The sequence below is a fragment of the Pseudoxanthomonas sp. LjRoot143 genome, from assembly GCF_964252945.1.
GTDB lineage: Bacteria > Pseudomonadota > Gammaproteobacteria > Xanthomonadales > Xanthomonadaceae > Pseudoxanthomonas_A.
Genome location: NZ_CAXUPM020000001.1, coordinates 1,685,916 through 1,702,250 on the forward strand (window position 1 = coordinate 1,685,916; position 16,335 = coordinate 1,702,250).

The 16,335-nt window shown below is 63.9% G+C and carries 17 protein-coding genes; 9 read left to right on the forward strand and 8 right to left on the reverse strand.

Annotated elements, in window-relative coordinates:
- Nucleotides 1-68 precede the first annotated feature (68 nt).
- The 6 genes from ACSQ1W_RS07880 to ACSQ1W_RS07905 form a co-directional block, all read right to left on the reverse strand.
- Entirely contained in the window at nucleotides 69-1,487 is a 1,419-nt protein-coding gene (locus ACSQ1W_RS07880; protein ID WP_436042672.1) for a hypothetical protein, read from the reverse strand.
- On the reverse strand, nucleotides 1,487-2,497 hold the full coding sequence (locus ACSQ1W_RS07885) for an ATP-binding protein (RefSeq protein WP_436042674.1): 1,011 nt from the start codon (nucleotides 2,495-2,497) through the stop codon (nucleotides 1,487-1,489). Before ACSQ1W_RS07885 ends, ACSQ1W_RS07880 begins: the two co-directional genes overlap by 1 nt.
- A gap of 59 nt (nucleotides 2,498-2,556) precedes the next feature.
- Entirely contained in the window at nucleotides 2,557-4,407 is a 1,851-nt protein-coding gene (locus ACSQ1W_RS07890; protein ID WP_436042675.1) for a hypothetical protein, read from the reverse strand.
- Nucleotides 4,400-5,119, reverse strand: a complete 720-nt coding sequence (locus tag ACSQ1W_RS07895) for a hypothetical protein (RefSeq protein ID WP_436042676.1) — start codon at nucleotides 5,117-5,119, stop codon at nucleotides 4,400-4,402. Before ACSQ1W_RS07895 ends, ACSQ1W_RS07890 begins: the two co-directional genes overlap by 8 nt.
- 111 nt (nucleotides 5,120-5,230) lie before the next feature.
- On the reverse strand, nucleotides 5,231-5,476 hold the full coding sequence (locus tag ACSQ1W_RS07900; protein ID WP_436042677.1) for a hypothetical protein: 246 nt from the start codon (nucleotides 5,474-5,476) through the stop codon (nucleotides 5,231-5,233).
- 243 nt (nucleotides 5,477-5,719) lie between these two features.
- Nucleotides 5,720-6,016 (reverse strand): hypothetical protein, encoded by a 297-nt coding sequence (locus tag ACSQ1W_RS07905; RefSeq protein WP_436042678.1) that lies wholly within the window; start codon nucleotides 6,014-6,016, stop codon nucleotides 5,720-5,722.
- Between the two features lie 73 nt (nucleotides 6,017-6,089).
- On the opposite strand from ACSQ1W_RS07905, the gene ACSQ1W_RS07910 reads away from it, so the two are divergent.
- Entirely contained in the window at nucleotides 6,090-7,160 is a 1,071-nt protein-coding gene (locus ACSQ1W_RS07910) for a hypothetical protein (protein WP_436042679.1), read from the forward strand.
- Between the two features lie 32 nt (nucleotides 7,161-7,192).
- Here the strand turns inward: ACSQ1W_RS07910 and ACSQ1W_RS07915 are convergent, their stop codons facing one another.
- Nucleotides 7,193-7,969, reverse strand: coding sequence for a hypothetical protein (locus ACSQ1W_RS07915; protein ID WP_436042680.1), 777 nt, complete (start codon nucleotides 7,967-7,969; stop codon nucleotides 7,193-7,195).
- Nucleotides 7,970-8,259: 290 nt separating this feature from the next.
- Here ACSQ1W_RS07915 and ACSQ1W_RS07920 point away from each other — a divergent pair, with 290 nt between their 5' ends.
- Nucleotides 8,260-8,655 (forward strand): H-NS histone family protein, encoded by a 396-nt coding sequence (locus ACSQ1W_RS07920; protein WP_436042681.1) that lies wholly within the window; start codon nucleotides 8,260-8,262, stop codon nucleotides 8,653-8,655.
- A 19-nt stretch (nucleotides 8,656-8,674) separates the two neighbouring features.
- On the opposite strand, the gene ACSQ1W_RS07925 is transcribed toward ACSQ1W_RS07920, so the two are convergent.
- Nucleotides 8,675-9,427: a hypothetical protein gene (locus tag ACSQ1W_RS07925; RefSeq protein WP_436042682.1), complete on the reverse strand. Its 753-nt coding sequence runs from the start codon at nucleotides 9,425-9,427 to the stop codon at nucleotides 8,675-8,677.
- A gap of 95 nt (nucleotides 9,428-9,522) precedes the next feature.
- On the opposite strand from ACSQ1W_RS07925, the gene ACSQ1W_RS07930 reads away from it, so the two are divergent.
- The 7 genes from ACSQ1W_RS07930 (at nucleotide 9,523) to ACSQ1W_RS07960 (ending at nucleotide 16,147) form a co-directional block, all read left to right on the forward strand.
- Nucleotides 9,523-9,849, forward strand: a complete 327-nt coding sequence (locus tag ACSQ1W_RS07930; RefSeq protein WP_436042683.1) for a helix-turn-helix domain-containing protein — start codon at nucleotides 9,523-9,525, stop codon at nucleotides 9,847-9,849.
- 202 nt (nucleotides 9,850-10,051) lie between these two features.
- Nucleotides 10,052-10,372, forward strand: a complete 321-nt coding sequence (locus ACSQ1W_RS07935) for an ArsR/SmtB family transcription factor (RefSeq protein WP_436042685.1) — start codon at nucleotides 10,052-10,054, stop codon at nucleotides 10,370-10,372.
- A gap of 21 nt (nucleotides 10,373-10,393) precedes the next feature.
- On the forward strand, nucleotides 10,394-10,897 hold the full coding sequence (locus ACSQ1W_RS07940; RefSeq protein WP_436042687.1) for an arsenate reductase ArsC: 504 nt from the start codon (nucleotides 10,394-10,396) through the stop codon (nucleotides 10,895-10,897).
- Nucleotides 10,894-11,538, forward strand: coding sequence for an aquaporin (locus tag ACSQ1W_RS07945; RefSeq protein ID WP_436042689.1), 645 nt, complete (start codon nucleotides 10,894-10,896; stop codon nucleotides 11,536-11,538). The genes ACSQ1W_RS07940 and ACSQ1W_RS07945 overlap by 4 nt, the downstream gene beginning before the upstream one ends.
- 312 nt (nucleotides 11,539-11,850) lie before the next feature.
- A complete protein-coding gene (locus ACSQ1W_RS07950; protein WP_436042690.1) occupies nucleotides 11,851-14,205 on the forward strand; it encodes a TonB-dependent receptor in 2,355 nt (784 codons plus the stop codon).
- 41 nt (nucleotides 14,206-14,246) lie between these two features.
- A complete protein-coding gene (locus ACSQ1W_RS07955) occupies nucleotides 14,247-14,924 on the forward strand; it encodes a response regulator transcription factor (RefSeq protein ID WP_436046148.1) in 678 nt (225 codons plus the stop codon).
- The gene (locus tag ACSQ1W_RS07960; RefSeq protein ID WP_436042692.1) at nucleotides 14,924-16,147 is read left to right on the forward strand and encodes a sensor histidine kinase; all 1,224 of its coding nucleotides are present in this window, start codon (nucleotides 14,924-14,926) and stop codon (nucleotides 16,145-16,147) included. The genes ACSQ1W_RS07955 and ACSQ1W_RS07960 overlap by 1 nt, the downstream gene beginning before the upstream one ends.
- The last annotated feature ends 188 nt before the right edge of the window (nucleotides 16,148-16,335 follow it).

A 16,335-nucleotide genomic window follows, 5' to 3' on the forward strand; every position in this document is an offset into this window, starting at 1 on the left:
TGGACGTGCTAAATGCATTTACAAATGCGGCTTCGGCGAATGGAGGACCTTGCCCGTGCTCAGCCGGCTTAGAGTAGAAGGGGACGCGAGGCTGGCCGTTCACCACGTCGCTCCACACGAGCAGGTGCCGCCGCGGATTTTTGCTCAATCCAATTCAGGCGGGCGGCCCTCAAGCGGCCGGAGTCACCGACCATTTCCAGAATCGGCCACGCGGCGCGTGGGATGCTGGCATCCAGTTTGGCGCCCAGATCCGCGTGCAAGCCGTAGATGTAGGCCTGCGTGAGGATCTTGGCCAGAGCATGGGCAAGATGCCCGCGTCCGCGGATCTGATCCATGGCCGCGGAGCGGGCGGCCTGCAACGAGTAGGACGCCAGGGCTGAGCCTGATGGACCCAGATGTGCGGTGGCCTGATCTAGCAAATGTCCGCAGAAGGCAGCGATGTGCGCATCGACGGTGGAGAGGTTGAGCCACATGGCCGAGCCACTCTGGTCGCGGGGTTTGATGAAGCAGTCCGGTCGCAGGAACACGTTCTCCCGCAACGTGGCACTGGCTTCAAGCGCGTTGGCATCCACCAACTCAAACGGCGTCCGACTTTCCGGTGGCAGCGCCTCCACCACGGCTTTAGTGGCCTCGCACAGGAGCGGATACATCGTGGCAGGCAGCGGTGCCAGGGTCAGCGGACGCTCGCCGCCCCAGCAGGACCAGCCCCAGAAGTGCCGCGGCGCCGGATCGGCGCCGGGCCCGCTGAAAACCTCGATCGCCGCAGGCGGGCCGGTATCGATGCGTTGAAGGCGCGTGGGCGGGGCCGCCAAGGCTGCAAACCCTTGGTCCCACTCCGTGCAGTTGGCCGGAACGCAGATCCACCGGCAGACGCGCCGGCGTTGTGCCCATGCCGAGTAGTCCTCCAGCCAGGCTTGGGCCTTGTCGGTGGGGAAGTCCCACATGTGCACGCTGGCCACCACAGGATCGAACGGATCGTACCCGCACGTGCAGACGCCAAGCCGGGCCTTGTCATCAAAGCGGGCGTGATAGGGCGCATCGCAACGTGGGCAGGTATGTTCCAGCGGCTGCCGGTGCCAAGGACAATGCGTGATGGAGGGCAACTGGAACAGCGCGCAATGGTAGCCATGAGCCGCACACTGCGGGCACTGTCGCAGCGGGCGTGGCCGACGTTCGAACAGATCGCCGGTTTGCACCGGCGACCATTGCTCCGGGCTCCAGTAAGCGGCCATGTTCGTGTCTTGCAGATGCAGGCGACGTAGAAAGGTGGACCTGGCTTGGGTCGGGCGCTGCGTTGCCAGCAGCACATCGGTGACCTGGCGATTGCGAAACCCCAGCGTGCTGGTGACCTGCGAAGGCAGCGGTGTGGCCAGTCGAGTCACGCGATGGACCAACCCGAATCCGGACAGATACGGGTAGGGCTCCACCTCGGCCCCCAGCGCGGCCGGCAAGGCCGGCCGCGCGTGGATGATCTCAGCCCAGCCCATTACGCGGCATCCTGGTCCAACGGCTGACGCAGGCTGTCCGGCAGGCGGATCCGCGCCCGCACGAACTCCAGGCGCAGATAGCCGGTGGCCAGCAGGGCACTGCGCACCTGCTCGGCGGTCAGCGCCTTGAAGCCTTCCTGCCGGGCGGCCACCTCGGACAACAGGTAGTGCACGACCAGGGTGAAGGTGGCCATCGGCCAGGCCTCGCTTTCGGGCAACTGGTACGCCTTCCTCAGGGCCTTCATCTCCGCCACGATCAGTCCAGCCTCCGAGGCGAGCGTCCACCCCCGATCGAACGCCTCGCGCGCGAAGTACCGGGTGAAGGACATCTCCGGCGTGGGCCAAGTCACGCTCTTGTCGTAGCGCGAGAGCGCATGGGCGATCTCACGCAGCCCCATCAACGGCTGGAACGGCATGGTATCCATGAACCAACGACGCACGGTGTGGGAGGGACGGTCCAGCCAGTCATCACCGATGTCCACGCCTTCGGCATCGCTTTGGCGCACCAGCACCAGGAACAAGCTCAACCTGTCATCGGCCAGTTGCGCGTCCAAGTCTTCCAGGTACTGGAACTCGCCATCGGTGATGCGCTGGGCGTTATCGATAAACAGCACCATGCGCCGCACACGTGCCTGCCCACAGCGCGTGCGGATGAAGTTGCGCATCCGATCCTGGGCCATGGTGGGCTCCACACGCAGCGCGGTGGAGACGTTCAAGCGGTAGTTCATCACGCCCCAGAAGGCGCGATCGCTGCGGCGCGGGCCGCTGGGCATCAGCATGCGGGCCGCCACCCCGATAGGCTGCTTGTCGGGCCCGATAAGCCAGCGTGAGGCGTTATCGGTCAGGTACTGCTGGGCGGTGGATTTGCCCAGTCCGCCGCCGCCGTAAGCCGAGCAGCCGTGATGGCCCTGGCTGATGTTGGTGACGATGAAGTTGGCCAGGCGCGTAGTGGGCATGGTGTTGATCTGGTAGCCGTTGGTGATGAAGATCGGATGCGGTTCGTCGGACATCGGGGACTCCGTCAAGAAGAAAAAAGGCAAACAACAGGGCCGTGCGAGGTCTGCTCGGCTCAGTCGTCATCCAGGCTGATCCAGCCGCCCGGCGGCACGCGGGGGGCCTGATGCAACACCGGGTTTTGCCCCGTCGGTGGTTTGCCGGCGTGCAGTTGCTCCATGCGCGCCAGTTGGTCGACGGCTTGCTGCGAATTGGCGGCCTGCGCGCGCAGGAAATCCACGTACGCCTTCACCGCGCAGTCCGTCCCCACGATCGAGAAGTCTCTGCGCAACTTTGACCACTGCATAACCATCTTGCGCGTGGTCTCATCGTGGAGCGTGCGATTCCACGGGGCGGCGGCGCGGACCACGCACATCGGGGCCGTCACCGAGCGCATCAGCACGATCGTGCGCAGATCGTGGCGGTCGACTCGGGCCAGGACCCGCTGGCCGATCATTTCCCACTTGCCGTCCAACTCTGTGCTGCGATAGCGCACGTAGGCGTAGTTCACGTGGGGCATCACGCCCCGGTCGCGATTGCCGTGTACGACCAACGGGATCAACACACTGCTCATGGCCGCGGCATCGTCGCGTCCGCTGTCCGGTGCAAAATCGAACGCCCGGCGCTGCTGCATCTGCAGGAACTGCAGCGGTGTCAATTCGCCCAACGCCGGGTGCGGAGTGGCGTTGTAGTTGGCGATGATCACGTCCAGCAACTCCTCGAACAGATGGAGCTGGATGGGGTGATCGCCCGGGGCGAAGTTGCTGATGCGGATCTTCTTCTCGCCCAGCCGCGTGGCCGGCTCAAAGCCGCCGGGCACATCGCGCAGCGCGCCTCGCTCCAGGCGAGAGAACAGCTGCTCCACGATCGGGCGCGAGCGCGGTTCGTGGGCCCGGCCAAAGACCAGCATGCCGCCACGCGCCCGGGTGATCCCCTGTTCCAGATCCGCTGCCAGATGCGCCTTGGCGTTGTCCATGGCCACCGAGCGCGAGCGCCAGCCACCGAGCGCGCCTAGCAGGCCCGAGGGCAAGCCGGCGCCGGGGGCGTACTCAAGGCCGGGAATGGTCAGCGTGCGGCGCTCCCACGGACGCAGGCTCACCGCCAGGCACGCAGCCACATCCAGGTTGTTGTAGGCCCGTCCCACCCGCAGCGTCCACCCCACGATCGCCCGCGAGGCCACCTCGACCTCCACCAGCAGCCACATCGAGGTGATCTCAGCCTTGGCCACGCCCCCGTTGGGCAGGGCCACCCCCAGGACCGCTTCGATATCGATGCGATGGCCGTCCAGCTCGGTGCGGGTAAAGGGCGTGGACAGGAAAATGTCCTGCAGCCGGGTCACCTCCGGCACCTCGGTATCCCAGTCCCCGCCCGTGACCTGCATCCGGCGGCTACGCAGGAAGCGAAGCAGGGCACGCCGGCCCTGGTCGGGCTGGTTGAGCGGATAGTGGTCGGCCAGATCCCTTCGCCTGAGCTCGGCCACGATCTGCTTGTGCAGACGCAAGAACACCTTGGGCGGGCGGCCGGGCGGCAGGGGGTGATCGAAATCGTCGACCCATTTTCGAATGGCCGGCTGCGCGCCCAGCAGGCGGGTCATGGCGTGGGCACCGGCCAGGCGCGGCATCTGCGTGGCGCTCTCGCCCAGCGGACGACGCTGGTAGGTCCCCCAAGGCACGCAGACCCGGTAGCCGTACGCCTGGCCATCGGGCGCGATCTCCGGTGCCAGCGTCACCATGCTGCGCAGGCGCTTGCGGCAAAGATGGTGCGCGCCGGCCGCGCGGGAGAGTGAGAGCTCCCCAGTCAGCACCGCGGTGATGGCCGCGCACGCTTCGCGATAGCGCGCGCGCAGGCCTTCGGCCAACTCGTGCTCCACTGGGCGGTACCACTGCGTCAAAATCTGCGGGTCGTAAACGGGGCTGGGCTCACGCATGGGGCACCTCCAGCACCGCATCCACGCCGCCGGGCTGGTAGTCGACCAGGCGCACGCTGCCCTCATGCACCATGGCCGCCACCACGGCCCGCACGTGCGAGGGCTCGTAGTCCAGCGCCTTGAGCAGACTGGACAGGTTCGTCCGCTCTACGTTGCGCATCAGTCCCTCGATGCGGGCGCGGATCATCGAGCGGTTCAACAACCGGCCGTACTGCCAGACCAAGGGCAACAACTCGAAGGCGGTGGCCAACCAGGTCCGGCTGGACAGCAACTCGTCCTCGGTCACGAAATGCAGCGTGATGCCTTGGCGCTGGGCGGCGGCCTCCAGGACGCTGCGATCGCGAATGGACAGCGTGCCCACGGTACTGCCCACGGTTCCGCTGTCGGGGACCACCAGATAGAACGCCTCCTGGCCGGTCTTGCTGCGCGTCCAGAAGGTGATGTCGATTTCGTGCTTGTCCGAGACCTTCAGACGGCGCGGACGCTCGATGTAGTGGCTCAGGGCGGGATCAAATTCCAGGCGCAATGCCAGCGCCACGTTGACCATGTCGGCGATCGTGGCAATGCGTTGGTTGCGGGGAGAGAAATAGACGAACACCTCGCGCCGACTGCGCTCGCCACGCTTGAGCGGGCGAGGGTGATAGGGCAGGTGGGGCGTGGTGGCATGGGCCTGGATGGGCGCCGATTGGGTCGCTTTGGTTCCTGCGGTCATGACAGATCCTTGGCGCATCCGTTGCAGATGCGCGCATAGGGCTTGGCCGGCGCACGGCCAGCCAAGCAGTTCAGGGAAGGGGCCTGCCGCCGGGGCAGACAGGCCGACGGACTAGCGCAGCGTGCGCAGGCGCAGGCGATAGCTCAGGATCTTGCCGGTGAGCCGGTCCTGACGTATCTCGAGCTCGTAGTGGTGCCCGCTGGGCAAGTGCACCTGGGCCACACTGCACAACGGCGGGTCCTCATCCAAGGCAGAGGCGACAGCGCGGGGGGCACGCCGCTGACGCTGGCGCAGCGCGAGCACCGCCTTGGCCGTGTGGCCGCGACGGGTCAGGGGATAGGTGTGGAACTGAGGCATGTTGGACACTCGGGTAAGGCTACCGGTAGGCAGCAGTTGACCGTGCCCCGTAAAAGTGCCAAGCTCAGAAACAGGACGCTTCTGAAAGTCTCGGCGGGACCCTTGCAGGGGTCCCGTTTTCTTTTTGGGGATCCTGAAACTGGGTGGTGATGGATTGGCGTTGGTCTGTACGGCGTGCTCCTTTGGCCGGGATGGCCTGATCAACCAGGGATATGACCCGCCACGAGCGGGCGAACCAAACGTCTAGCTCTGTGGAACGTCGCCGGCAGCCGCCTGCCCGCTCACGGCAGCGTGGCGCAGCTGCGCCAACCACAAGGCAATGTCTTTGCTCAGCGCGTACTTGCCGCGGCGGCCGGCAATGGAGAACACCGGCACGGGTAGCCGCCCGCGCGCCAGGGCCTGTCTGAAAGCGTCCTGAGAGGAGTAGCCCAGCGCTTGGCGCAGCTCGTCTTGGCCCACGACCGGGCCATAGCGCTGTAGCAGACCTTGCTCAAACTCGCTGGCCAGCACCGCGAGAGGCTCGTTGTCGCGCTCTGTCATGCCTGAAGGGTAACCATTGCCCCTGGCGCCGACCAGAAGTCAAACTGCGCCTCCGATTTGACTCGGTCCGCCGATGCCCCTACCCGATGGCGTCAAAGAGGTGCGTCTCTACAGCGCGGTGCGGGTAGCGACCGTGCTGCGGTGGGCCGCCAGTGATCACCCACGCGCCCCGGCCGCCGCCTTGGGCGTGGTGAAAGTCGCCCGCTGGTTCGAGGGGCTGCGCGCGCATCTGGGGTCCCTCAACGCCTACAGCGTCGGCAAGCAACTGCAGCCCGGCGTGTACACGAAGCTGAGCCACAGCAACCTGTGGTCCAAGTACGCCGCAGGAAAACATGTGCCCCGCAAGGTGCTGGGCAAGGTGGAAGAGAAGCTTCGCGGATCACGGCAGGTGGTGGACTGGCCGGGCTGGCGTGCGCTGGATGTGATGCAGCCGATCGGCACGCAGGCGGTGGCGTTGATCCGCACGCTCAATCCCCGCATTCAGACCGCCTGTTTTGACAAGGCTGAGCTGAAACTCGATCGCTATGAGTTGCGGACCAATACGGACAAGCTTCTGAAAAAGCTTGAGCAACGCGCCTGTTGGGATGCGGTGGCCGCCGCCACCATCGTGCTTCGCCTGGCCCACGAGCAAGGCGATCAGCAGGGTGCCCACCGAGCTGGGCGGAGCCTGTACTACCTGCTACTGATGACGGCCGTGACCAGTTCTGCGTACTGGATCGCGCCTGAGATTTTCGCCTACTTCATCCACTTCATCTTTCCGCTTGCCGCCACGAGCGTGGTGGCTTATGACCTTCACCACGACGCGATGTGGCAACGCATGCAGTGGCTATATGAGATGGTGCTGGAGCACGAGGATGAGGGACGACCGCTGGCCGGTTTTGGCGCCGACACCCGTCGCCTGCGGCGTGTCTTTGTGTCGCCCAAGTATGGGTTCGACCGGATGCTTGGCTTTGCGCCCCGGCTGAAACACGTTGCGTCGGAGGTGGACGAAAGCAAGCGCCGCACGCTCGCCTACCTGCAGGTCTTCTGGCAGTGGGGTGAACGCGTGTTGGCCCACGGGCGCCGGCAGCCGATGCCCCCGGAGCATCTCGTCGAACAACTGGAAGCGGCGTGGCCGACAACCGACACCACTGATCAGGCGTAAAGCCTTGGTCGATCGTACTCGCCGCCGCTGGCTTACGTACGCTTGGGCTTAGTTCGCTTCTTGCTCTGGCGGCGCTGGGCAGCAGCCTGTGCACTGGCCTTCTTCATGTCGCGCTCGAACTTCTCCGCCACCACTGCCGCCTGATCGTAAATGCCGGGCCGACCGCCACGAAACGCGGCGAACATCTTTTCTAAGGTGGGCGAGAGGCTTATCTTGCGGTGCTTGAGGAAATAGCTAACCTGCTTAGCCATGACGTAAGTGGAAAAGCCAGCCGCGATGATGTTCAGCTGTAACCATAGGGAGGCAGCGGCTGGGATCTGTCCAGAGTAAATCCGGATCAGGATCCAGCTCGAGAGCACCAGCATCGCGGCAGGCATGCTCATCAGGAACAGCCGCCCACCCATGCTGAATCGGAGAATACCCACCGGATCCCTGGCGCGGGCCAAGGTGTCTATCGCGGTGATGAACAATGGCAGGCCCAGGCAGGCTATGTCGATATTGGACAGCGCGTAGCCTGGCGTGGCCATCGAGAAGATGACAAACAGCACGCCGGCCAACACGAGCAGGGAAGTGAGGTCAGCGTGCAACTCGGCATAGAAGCTACGCAAGAATTCGTTGTTGTGCCGGTAGTGGGAATTGAACAGGTCTATGACGAACACTGTGGCAACCCCCCAGAACACATCGAGCACGACCACCGCCATAAGCGCCAGCGACAGGGGCCAGTCGCAGGGACCGGTCAGGTAGGGGACCAACGATAGCCCTCCCCACAGCAGGGAGATCAGCAGTGACAGAAGCAGTATGCGGTGCATGTCCGGTATCGCAGCAGAGCTTGGCAATCTATCGGCACGCGTCGTGTGGGCTTGAGACCACTGACGGCAATGTCTAGCACGCTAGCCCAGGGGTGGCGTATAGCGTGGTCAGCGGGCACCTGGGCTGCGCCCCAGCTCGTCGGCGAACACGCGTGCAAGCGCGTATAACGCAGCGGTTCAGGGGCAGCGATTGCCATCACGGCAACCCCGATGAAGCCGTCTTACGCGGGCCGTGTTTACACTTCGGACTCGAACGCCCCTTTCACCTTGCTAAGAGGTCATCGTTACGCATGAGCAAACCCACCCTGGACTCCATCGCCACTGCCAAAGCCAAGCTTGAGGAAGAGCTTCGCCAACTGGAGCAACAGGAGGCCCAACTGCGTGAGCAGCAAGCCGCCGATGCCTTTGCCGAGGTGATGAATCTGCTGGGACAGTACAACCGGCATTTCAGCGCCAAGCAGAAAGCCGAGCTGGTGACCGCTATTGGTGCCAGCAGTCCGGCCCGGGTTAAGAAGGCAGCGGCCAATTTGGAAGTAGCTCCCAAATATTGGCTGCCACACACTCAGGAAACCTGGAGTGGCCGCGGACGGCCGCCGCGGTCTTTCAGCGCGTGGGAGGGCACCGCCGCCTACAAGGAATGGAAGGCTAAGCATCCCAACGAAAAATTCCCCAAGTACCCGGGGTGAGCCACGCCATCGGTTCGCACTAGCGGCAGGACGCTGATCGCCGACCGGCGTCCTGCAGGGCCACCGTGCTGGGCAGATCGGTCCAGTAAGCTTGGCCCAACTCGAACCACTGGCAGGCCAAGCCTTGGGCCAGCGCCGTGGGCGGGTGGGGTGGGGATGGCGTGAAGCCGCATCGTCCATAGCGGCCGCAGGCCAGTGCGGCCGCACGCCGTAGTAATTCCTGGTACATGCCCTCGCGTACAAGCGAAGACGCCATACTGCCTTGGCAGGCCAGCGTGGCGCCTTGCCGTACCGCCGCCCAAGCGCAGTATCGCCATTGCGACGCACTCAAGGACAGGCCGGACAGGCGCTGGGCAAAGGCAATGTCCTGTTGCCAGTGGGCGTCGAACTGGCACCGTGCCAACTGCTGGGCATAGAAGGCTTGGGCTTCATCGCGAACCAGGCGCTGCCAAAGTGCCACGCCCAACTCCAGCACCAACTCTTCCCGCGGTACCGAGGCCAGGTAATCCTCCAGCGCGGGCAGGGCACCTTCGGGCGGGTAAGGACTCCAGATCCAGCGCCAACCAATACCTTCCATAGGTGTGACGTAGAAACCCGGCTGCGGCCCCGGAGCAGACAGCACCAGCACCTGGTGCGCGGCCAGCACCTGCAGGGCTTCAACGGCCAGGTCGGCCGTGGGGGCCAGCGCCAGTCGATGCTGCTGGGCGTGGAGCAGGGACCACAGGTAAACCGCGCCCGGCAGCCCCAGGTCGTCCAGCGTTTGAGGCGTCATGGAGTTGGCCGCATTGCAGGGTAGCTAAGATTAACTTAGTATCCAGAAAGCGGCACTTCGGCCATCCTTTTGTAAGGATGTGACCAGGGGCCCGTGTGTCCAAAGCGGCTGACAAGCGATCGATCTTTGCCCGGCGGCTGGCGCAGGCGCGCCTGAGCCGGGGCCTGACTCAGGCTCAGCTAGGTGTTCTGGCTGGCATGGAGGTCGAAGTGGCGAGCCCCCGGATCAATCAATACGAGCGCGGCGTCCACGAGCCGCGCTCCCCTATGGTCAAGAAATTGGCCCAGGCGCTGGGGATTCCGCCGGCCTTTCTGTACACCGACGACGAGTTGCTCGCCAAGGTGTTGCTGCGTTGGCCCTCGCTGACCAAGCGGCAAAAACGCGAGCTGGTTAAGGCGCTAGAAGCCACGCCCGAAAAATAAGCGCCCTGTTGGATTAGTCGCTTCGACGCATAAGTCCCAAGGTGGCGAGCGTAGTAGTCCGTAGCCCGTATCAGCACATCCCGGGGTAACCACCTTCGGGCAGTGAGGCCTAGGGTCCAATTGCGGCAACCTTGAGAGCAGTTCTGTCATCTGACTGCAATAGGCGGCCACAATACTTCATACATTCCGGAAATATAGAAGTATGGATACAGCCCAGACCGTCCAGGCCCTTCGTGCGCTCGCCCATGACCATCGCCTTGCGGGCTACCGTGCGCTTGTACAAGCAGGGCCGGCAGGAATGGCAGTTGGCGAGCTGCGCGATCAGCTTGACCTTCCTCCGGCCACCCTCACCGCGCACTTGAACCAGCTGCGTGCCGCTGGGCTGGTGACGGACGAACGCGAGGGACGGAGCATCCGGATACGCGCCGACTACGACCGCATGAACGGTCTGATCGGCTTCCTGACGGAGAACTGCTGTGGCGGCACGTCCTGCGCGCCGGCAGTGAAGAAGAAGCTCCGTTGATCTGCATCCAGGGAACACGAAATGACCGACAAGACCTACCACGTGCTGTTCCTGTGCACGGGCAACTCCGCGCGCAGCATCATGGCCGAGGCGATCCTCAACGTGCTGGGACACGGGCGCTTCAAGGCCTACAGCGCCGGCAGCCACCCCAGCGGCCAGGTCCTGCCGATGGCGCGGGAACTCGCTGAAGCGATCGGCTTTGATGCAAGCCAGGTACGCAGCAAGAGCTGGGATGAGTTCGCCGTGGACGGCGCGCCGGAGATGGACATCGTCATCACCGTCTGCGACAACGCCGCCGGCGAAGCGTGCCCGGTCTGGCTGGGGCATCCCGCCTTAGCCCATTGGGGCGTGCCCGACCCGGTCACCGCCACGGGCGATGAAGAAGACCGCCGCCGCGCCTACACCGCGGCGTTCGCCACCTTGCGCCGTCGCATCGAGCTGCTGCTGTCGCTGCCGCTGCACAGCCTGGATCGCATGGCCGCGCAGGCGAAACTGCGGGAGATCGGCGGCGTCGGCGGCCAATGATCCGGCAGCGTCTTTTCTCCGAGTTCCTGGCGACGTGCCTGCTGCTGGTCATCGTGGTGGGCTCGGGCATCATGGCCGAGCGCCTGGCCGGCGGAAACGATGCGATCGCCCTGCTGGCGAACACGCTGGCCACCGTCGGTGGACTCTACGTGCTCATCGAAGTGTTCGGCCCGGTCAGTGGCGCGCACATGAACCCGGCGGTCAGCGTGGTCATGGCAATACGCGGTGACCTTGCATGGACGCGGCTGCCGGCATACATCGCGGTCCAGCTGGCGGGCGCCGCGTGCGGTGCGTGGCTGGCCAATGCGATGTTCGACCTGCCGCTGGGGTTCTCCGAGAAGGCGCGAGGCGGCGCAGGTCCGTGGCTGGGCGAGATCGTCGCGACCGCGGGGTTGTTGCTGGTGGTGCTGCGGGCGCCATCGTCGCGGGTTGCCGCGATCGTGGCCGCCTACATCGGCGCGGCCTACTGGTTCACGTCGTCCACGTCGTTCGCCAATCCTGCGGCGGCCTTCGGCCGCATGTTCAGTGACAGCTTCGCCGGCATCGCGCCCGCTGACGTGCCGGCATTCGTCGCGGCGCAGGCCTTGGGCGCGGCACTCGGCGTGTCGATCCACGCGCTCCTCGGCAAGGATCATGGCTGATCTCGACGACTTCTCTCCCCTTCGGGCGAATCTTCGATCCGGCGGACTTACCCTCTGACACGGAATCCGACATCCATCCCAAGGCGCAACAACTGCGGCAACGGGTGAAGTGGGCGGGAGGCGTGGTCTGGAGTTCGCCAGAGCGGCACGACGCGCGCTTACGATCCAACGGCGACAATCTAACGCTTCTCGCCAAGAGGTGACCTTTTGGCGACATTTGCGTTGCTAGTTTCGCACTGCTTCACCAAGTGAACATTGGCCACTTCTTGGGGGTAGTGCGAAATGAAAAGGTACTTGAGACGGACATTGTGGTTGGCTCTTTCGACGCACTTGATTGGATTCTCCCTGCCCACCCTCGCGGCGGAAGCGCCCGGTGCTCTGACCATCATCGTGCGGGATCAATACACCGAACGGCCGCTTTCTGGCGTGCAGGTCACGATCACGGAACGGGAAACCGCCGTAGCGCGATCCCTGGAAACGGATGCGCAAGGTCATATCGTCGTTGAGCAGCTTGATCCCGGCCTCTATTCGGTGAACGTAAACGAGGTCGGGTTCGCTCCCATATACGAGCCCAGCGTACGCGTCATTACGAGGAAGAACTCCAAGATTGAGCTTGACCTCGGCGCGCCGACGCTAGAAGAAGTGGTGGTACAAGCACGGGCACTTGATGCTTTTGCGTCACCCTCCAGCACCTATCTCGACCGCGAGGCGTTGCGGGATGCCGTCGGCGGCGGCGCGGATCCACTGCTCTCGCTTGACGGCCTGCCGGGCCTGGCCTCGGCCAGTGAGTTCGCGGCCTTCAGCGTGCGCGGGCGGGGCCCACGGGACAACCTGATCTTTGTCGACGAGTTCCCCTTCGACAAGGCGGTGCACTTCGATGCGACGCTGGGTGAGGACGAGGACATCGGCGGCGGCGGCCGATTCTCGATCTTCGCACCTAACGTCATCAGCGGTGCCGAATTCTCACCGGGGGGTTGGGGACCTGCATATGGAGGGCGGGCGGGGTCGCTGCTGAAGCTCGATGTCGCTAGCGGCAGTCCAAGCCCCTCAGCGAGTCTGCGCCTCGACCTGGCAGGCAATGAAGTTGGCTACGACGGCCCGCTGGGTATCACGGAAGATGCCACGGTCCTCGTGTCGGCGCGACGGCTGGATTTCGGCGCCTTCTTCGAGGACATCGAAGAATTGGACATCGGCAATCCCGTGCTGAGGGACATCCTCGTCAAGTCGGCCGTGCCGATCAGCCCGTCGAATACGCTTGAGGTGCTCCTCATCGATACGCGCGAGACATACAGCCGCGACGTGACTCACGTCTTCGAGTCGCCCAACTTCGAAGACGCATCGCTCCTGGATTTTAAGCAGGACAGCGATCTGTACGGCCTTACATTGCGGTCATTGATCGGCCAAGGCGCTGTCTGGACCAACAAGGTGTACCGCCGGGCCAGCAACAAGGTCAGCTCGGAGGGCGAAGCATTTCCGGATCTCGTTCCCGCCGGATCGCCCGCCTCCAGCTTCCCGGTGCGGGAGGACATCATTACCGTTACCGAGGACGAGATCGAGGTCGGCTGGCGCAGCGACTTCGCGACGGTGAACGGGTGGGGCGCTTTCAATGCAGGCGTCCAGCTGACCCGGATCGAGCTGGATTACAGCACCGTACTGGACGGCGACTGGATCCGCTACGTTTATGACAGCAACGACGCTCGGCCGGATCCAGGGCAGCGCTTCATCGTGTTGACGCCGGCGAACATCAATGCGTTGCTGAGCCGAAAAGCGACCAGCTACGCGGGCTACGCGGATCAGGTCTTCAAGCACGATGCGTGGGCGCTCAGCACGGGCCTGCGGCTGGAACGGGACGGTCTGACAGACGAAAGCCTCGTCTCGCCCAGGCTCAGGCTTACCTGGCAGCCGGGCAAGCGTGCCCGATACTTTGCCACTTCAGGGCTCTTTCATCAGTCGCCCCGGTACCTGGACTTCGCCGCCAATGCCGAAAACAAGCTCGAGAACGAGAAGATCACGCACGGGAGCGTCGGCTTCGAGTACTTCCCGAACGACAGGTGGTCGGTACTGACGGAAGCTTACTACCAGGATCTTGCGAATCTCGTGGTCGATCAGGACCGGGCAAGCGGAACGTTCGCAAACATTGGCGATGGCACGTCTTACGGCTTCGATGTCGTGGTGAAGGGCACGATTCGCGAGGGTCTTTACGCTACCGCGACCTACTCCTACAACGATGCGAAGGTAGACCGGAAGGACGGTCGGGGTGCCGTCGCCGACGAGTTCAGTCGCAAACATGTGGCCACCCTGGGGATGACGTGGGAAATCACCGATCGCTGGAAGGTGGCTGCGCGCTACAAGTATCTGTCAGGGAGGCCGGAGGATGCCTTCATCATCCACGAAGACGTGCTGGGCCCCGGGCAACCGATGCGGTACTCGAGGGAGACGACCGAGCGCGGCGTCGGTCGCAAACCCGGTTACGGCGTGCTGAATGCCCGTGTCGACTACCGGCGCGCATTCGGTCCCATCGACGTCACGGCCTTTCTCGATGTCATCAACGTCACCTCGGCATCCTCGACAGACGACACCGAGTTCGACTACCGCAGGGGCGTCAACGTGAAGGACGACAGCGAGGCCGAGCCGCTGATCGGACTTCGGCTAGACTACGCGTGGTAAACGGGAGGCAGCAGATGGCACGCGCTCTTGATGCTGCGCCCATTAGGGCATTGATTGTCGAGGACAACCGCGACATCTGCGGGAACATTGCCACGTACCTAGAAAAGCTGGGGTATGTCCTGGACTTCGCCCATGACGGCGTCACCGCGATGAGCCTGGCGCTGGCCCATCCGTTCGACGTCATCGTCCTGGACCTCATGATTCCAAGGATGGACGGCCTCACCTTCTGCCAGAGACTGCGGGCCGATGCCGAGATCGAAACGCCCGTCCTCATGCTGACGGCAAGGGACACGCTCGACGACAGGCTCAAGGGCTTCGATGCCGGCGCCGACGACTACCTGGTCAAGCCATTCGCGCTGCAGGAGCTGCACGCGCGTATCCGAGCCCTGTACAAGCGGAGCCACCGGAATGCCGACAACTTGCTGGCCGTGGGGGATCTGACATTGAACCGGTCCACGCTGCAGGTGCATCGGGCGGGACGCCGGGTCGATATCAACCCCGCCGGCATGAAGTTGCTCCGACGATTGATGGAGAAGTCCCCAGCCGTCGTGGAGCGCGACGAGCTCGAAACGCTGTTGTGGGCCGACGAGCGCCCGGATGTTGATCTGCTTCGCTCGCACATGCACAAGCTGCGTCAGGCAATCGACAGACAATTCGATAACCCGCTGATCCATACAGTGCATCGCATCGGGTATCGAATCGCAGAGGACTCCCAGTGATGCCGCGGCAAAGCTTACGTAAACGGGTCGAGTATGCGTTCGCGTGGTGTGTCGTTGGACTCAGTGTGGCATGGGGACTGGCGTTCTACGCGGCCATCCGATTCAGTGAAGATCGGGTGGTGGTCAATCAACTGCAACGTGCTGCCGAGAACTATCCCGACCTCACCATGAGTCTTCGGGGCTACGACGATGCCGGGAGCTTGCCGGAACCCCTGAGGGAATGGGCGCAGGCAGGCCCTGACGAGGGCATGTACGAGTTCGTCGCCGAAGAGCTGCATGTCGCGGTCGTCCCCGCCAACAATGCACGGGGGCGCGCATTCGTGGTGTTCGATGTCGCCGGGATCGAGGCGGCCTCGTCTGAAGACTGGTGGTGGCTGCTCGGCATCACCGGTGTCGTGGGTGTACTCGGCGCTCTGGGTTTCGGGTTGGGCGTCCTGGTGATGCGAAGAGCGGTCGCCCCTGTGGTGCAGCTCGCCGATGTGGTCGTGGGCATTGACCTGGAACACCTGTCGGCCGGAGACCACAAGCTCATTGAGTCCAGTAGGTTCGGGAGAGACGAGGTTGGCGTCCTGGCCGGCGCCATCGAAAAGACGCTTGAGCGCATCAGCGCGTTCGTTGTGCGCGAGCGGGACTTCACCGGTTCCGCCAGCCACGAATTGCGGACGCCCATCACCGTGATCTCGGGCGCAGTCGAGCTGCTGGAGCAAAGCGATCTGTCGGAGGAAGACGTGAAGGCAGTGGATCGGATCCGGCGCGCGACGCTCGAGATGAAGTCCACGATCGAGATGTTCCTGTGTATCGCTCGCGAATCCGACGACGGGCTGTATGGCGAAGAGTTCTTGGTCTCACCCTTGGTCAACCGGGCGGTGGACCAGCAGCGCTACCTGCTCAACGGCAAGTGTGTTGAAGTCGACGTCGAAAGCGGGGCAACACCCATCATTCGCGGGCATCCGCAGGCCTTCCTCATCGCCATCACCAACATGGTTCGCAATGCTTTCGAGCAAACGCCGAACGGGCAGGGGCCCATCACGGTTCTCCTCACGGAGCACGAGCTTCTAATCACCAACCGGGTAGGCGGTGATGAGGTTGGCCGGCTCGAGTCGGCCGGCTCTGACGGACAAGGATTGGGACTGGGCATCGTCCAACGACTATGTGAGCACAACGGCTGGGAGTTCTTCCTGCAAGTGGACGAGGCGCAAGTATCCGCATGTCTTTCTTGGTGAGCAGGACCGCTTACTCGCTAACGCCTATGGGTTGGATTCCGTAGGGGAGACCATGTGTGCCGCCCGTGATGTCCGCTTCTGGCCGTTAGCGGACCTGCTGGCGTGGACTGCACCTGTCGGCCACAAGCAGCCATCCGCATGTCGACGTTAGTGTGGCTGCCAAGCGCGCAGGGAAGAATTACTGCCGA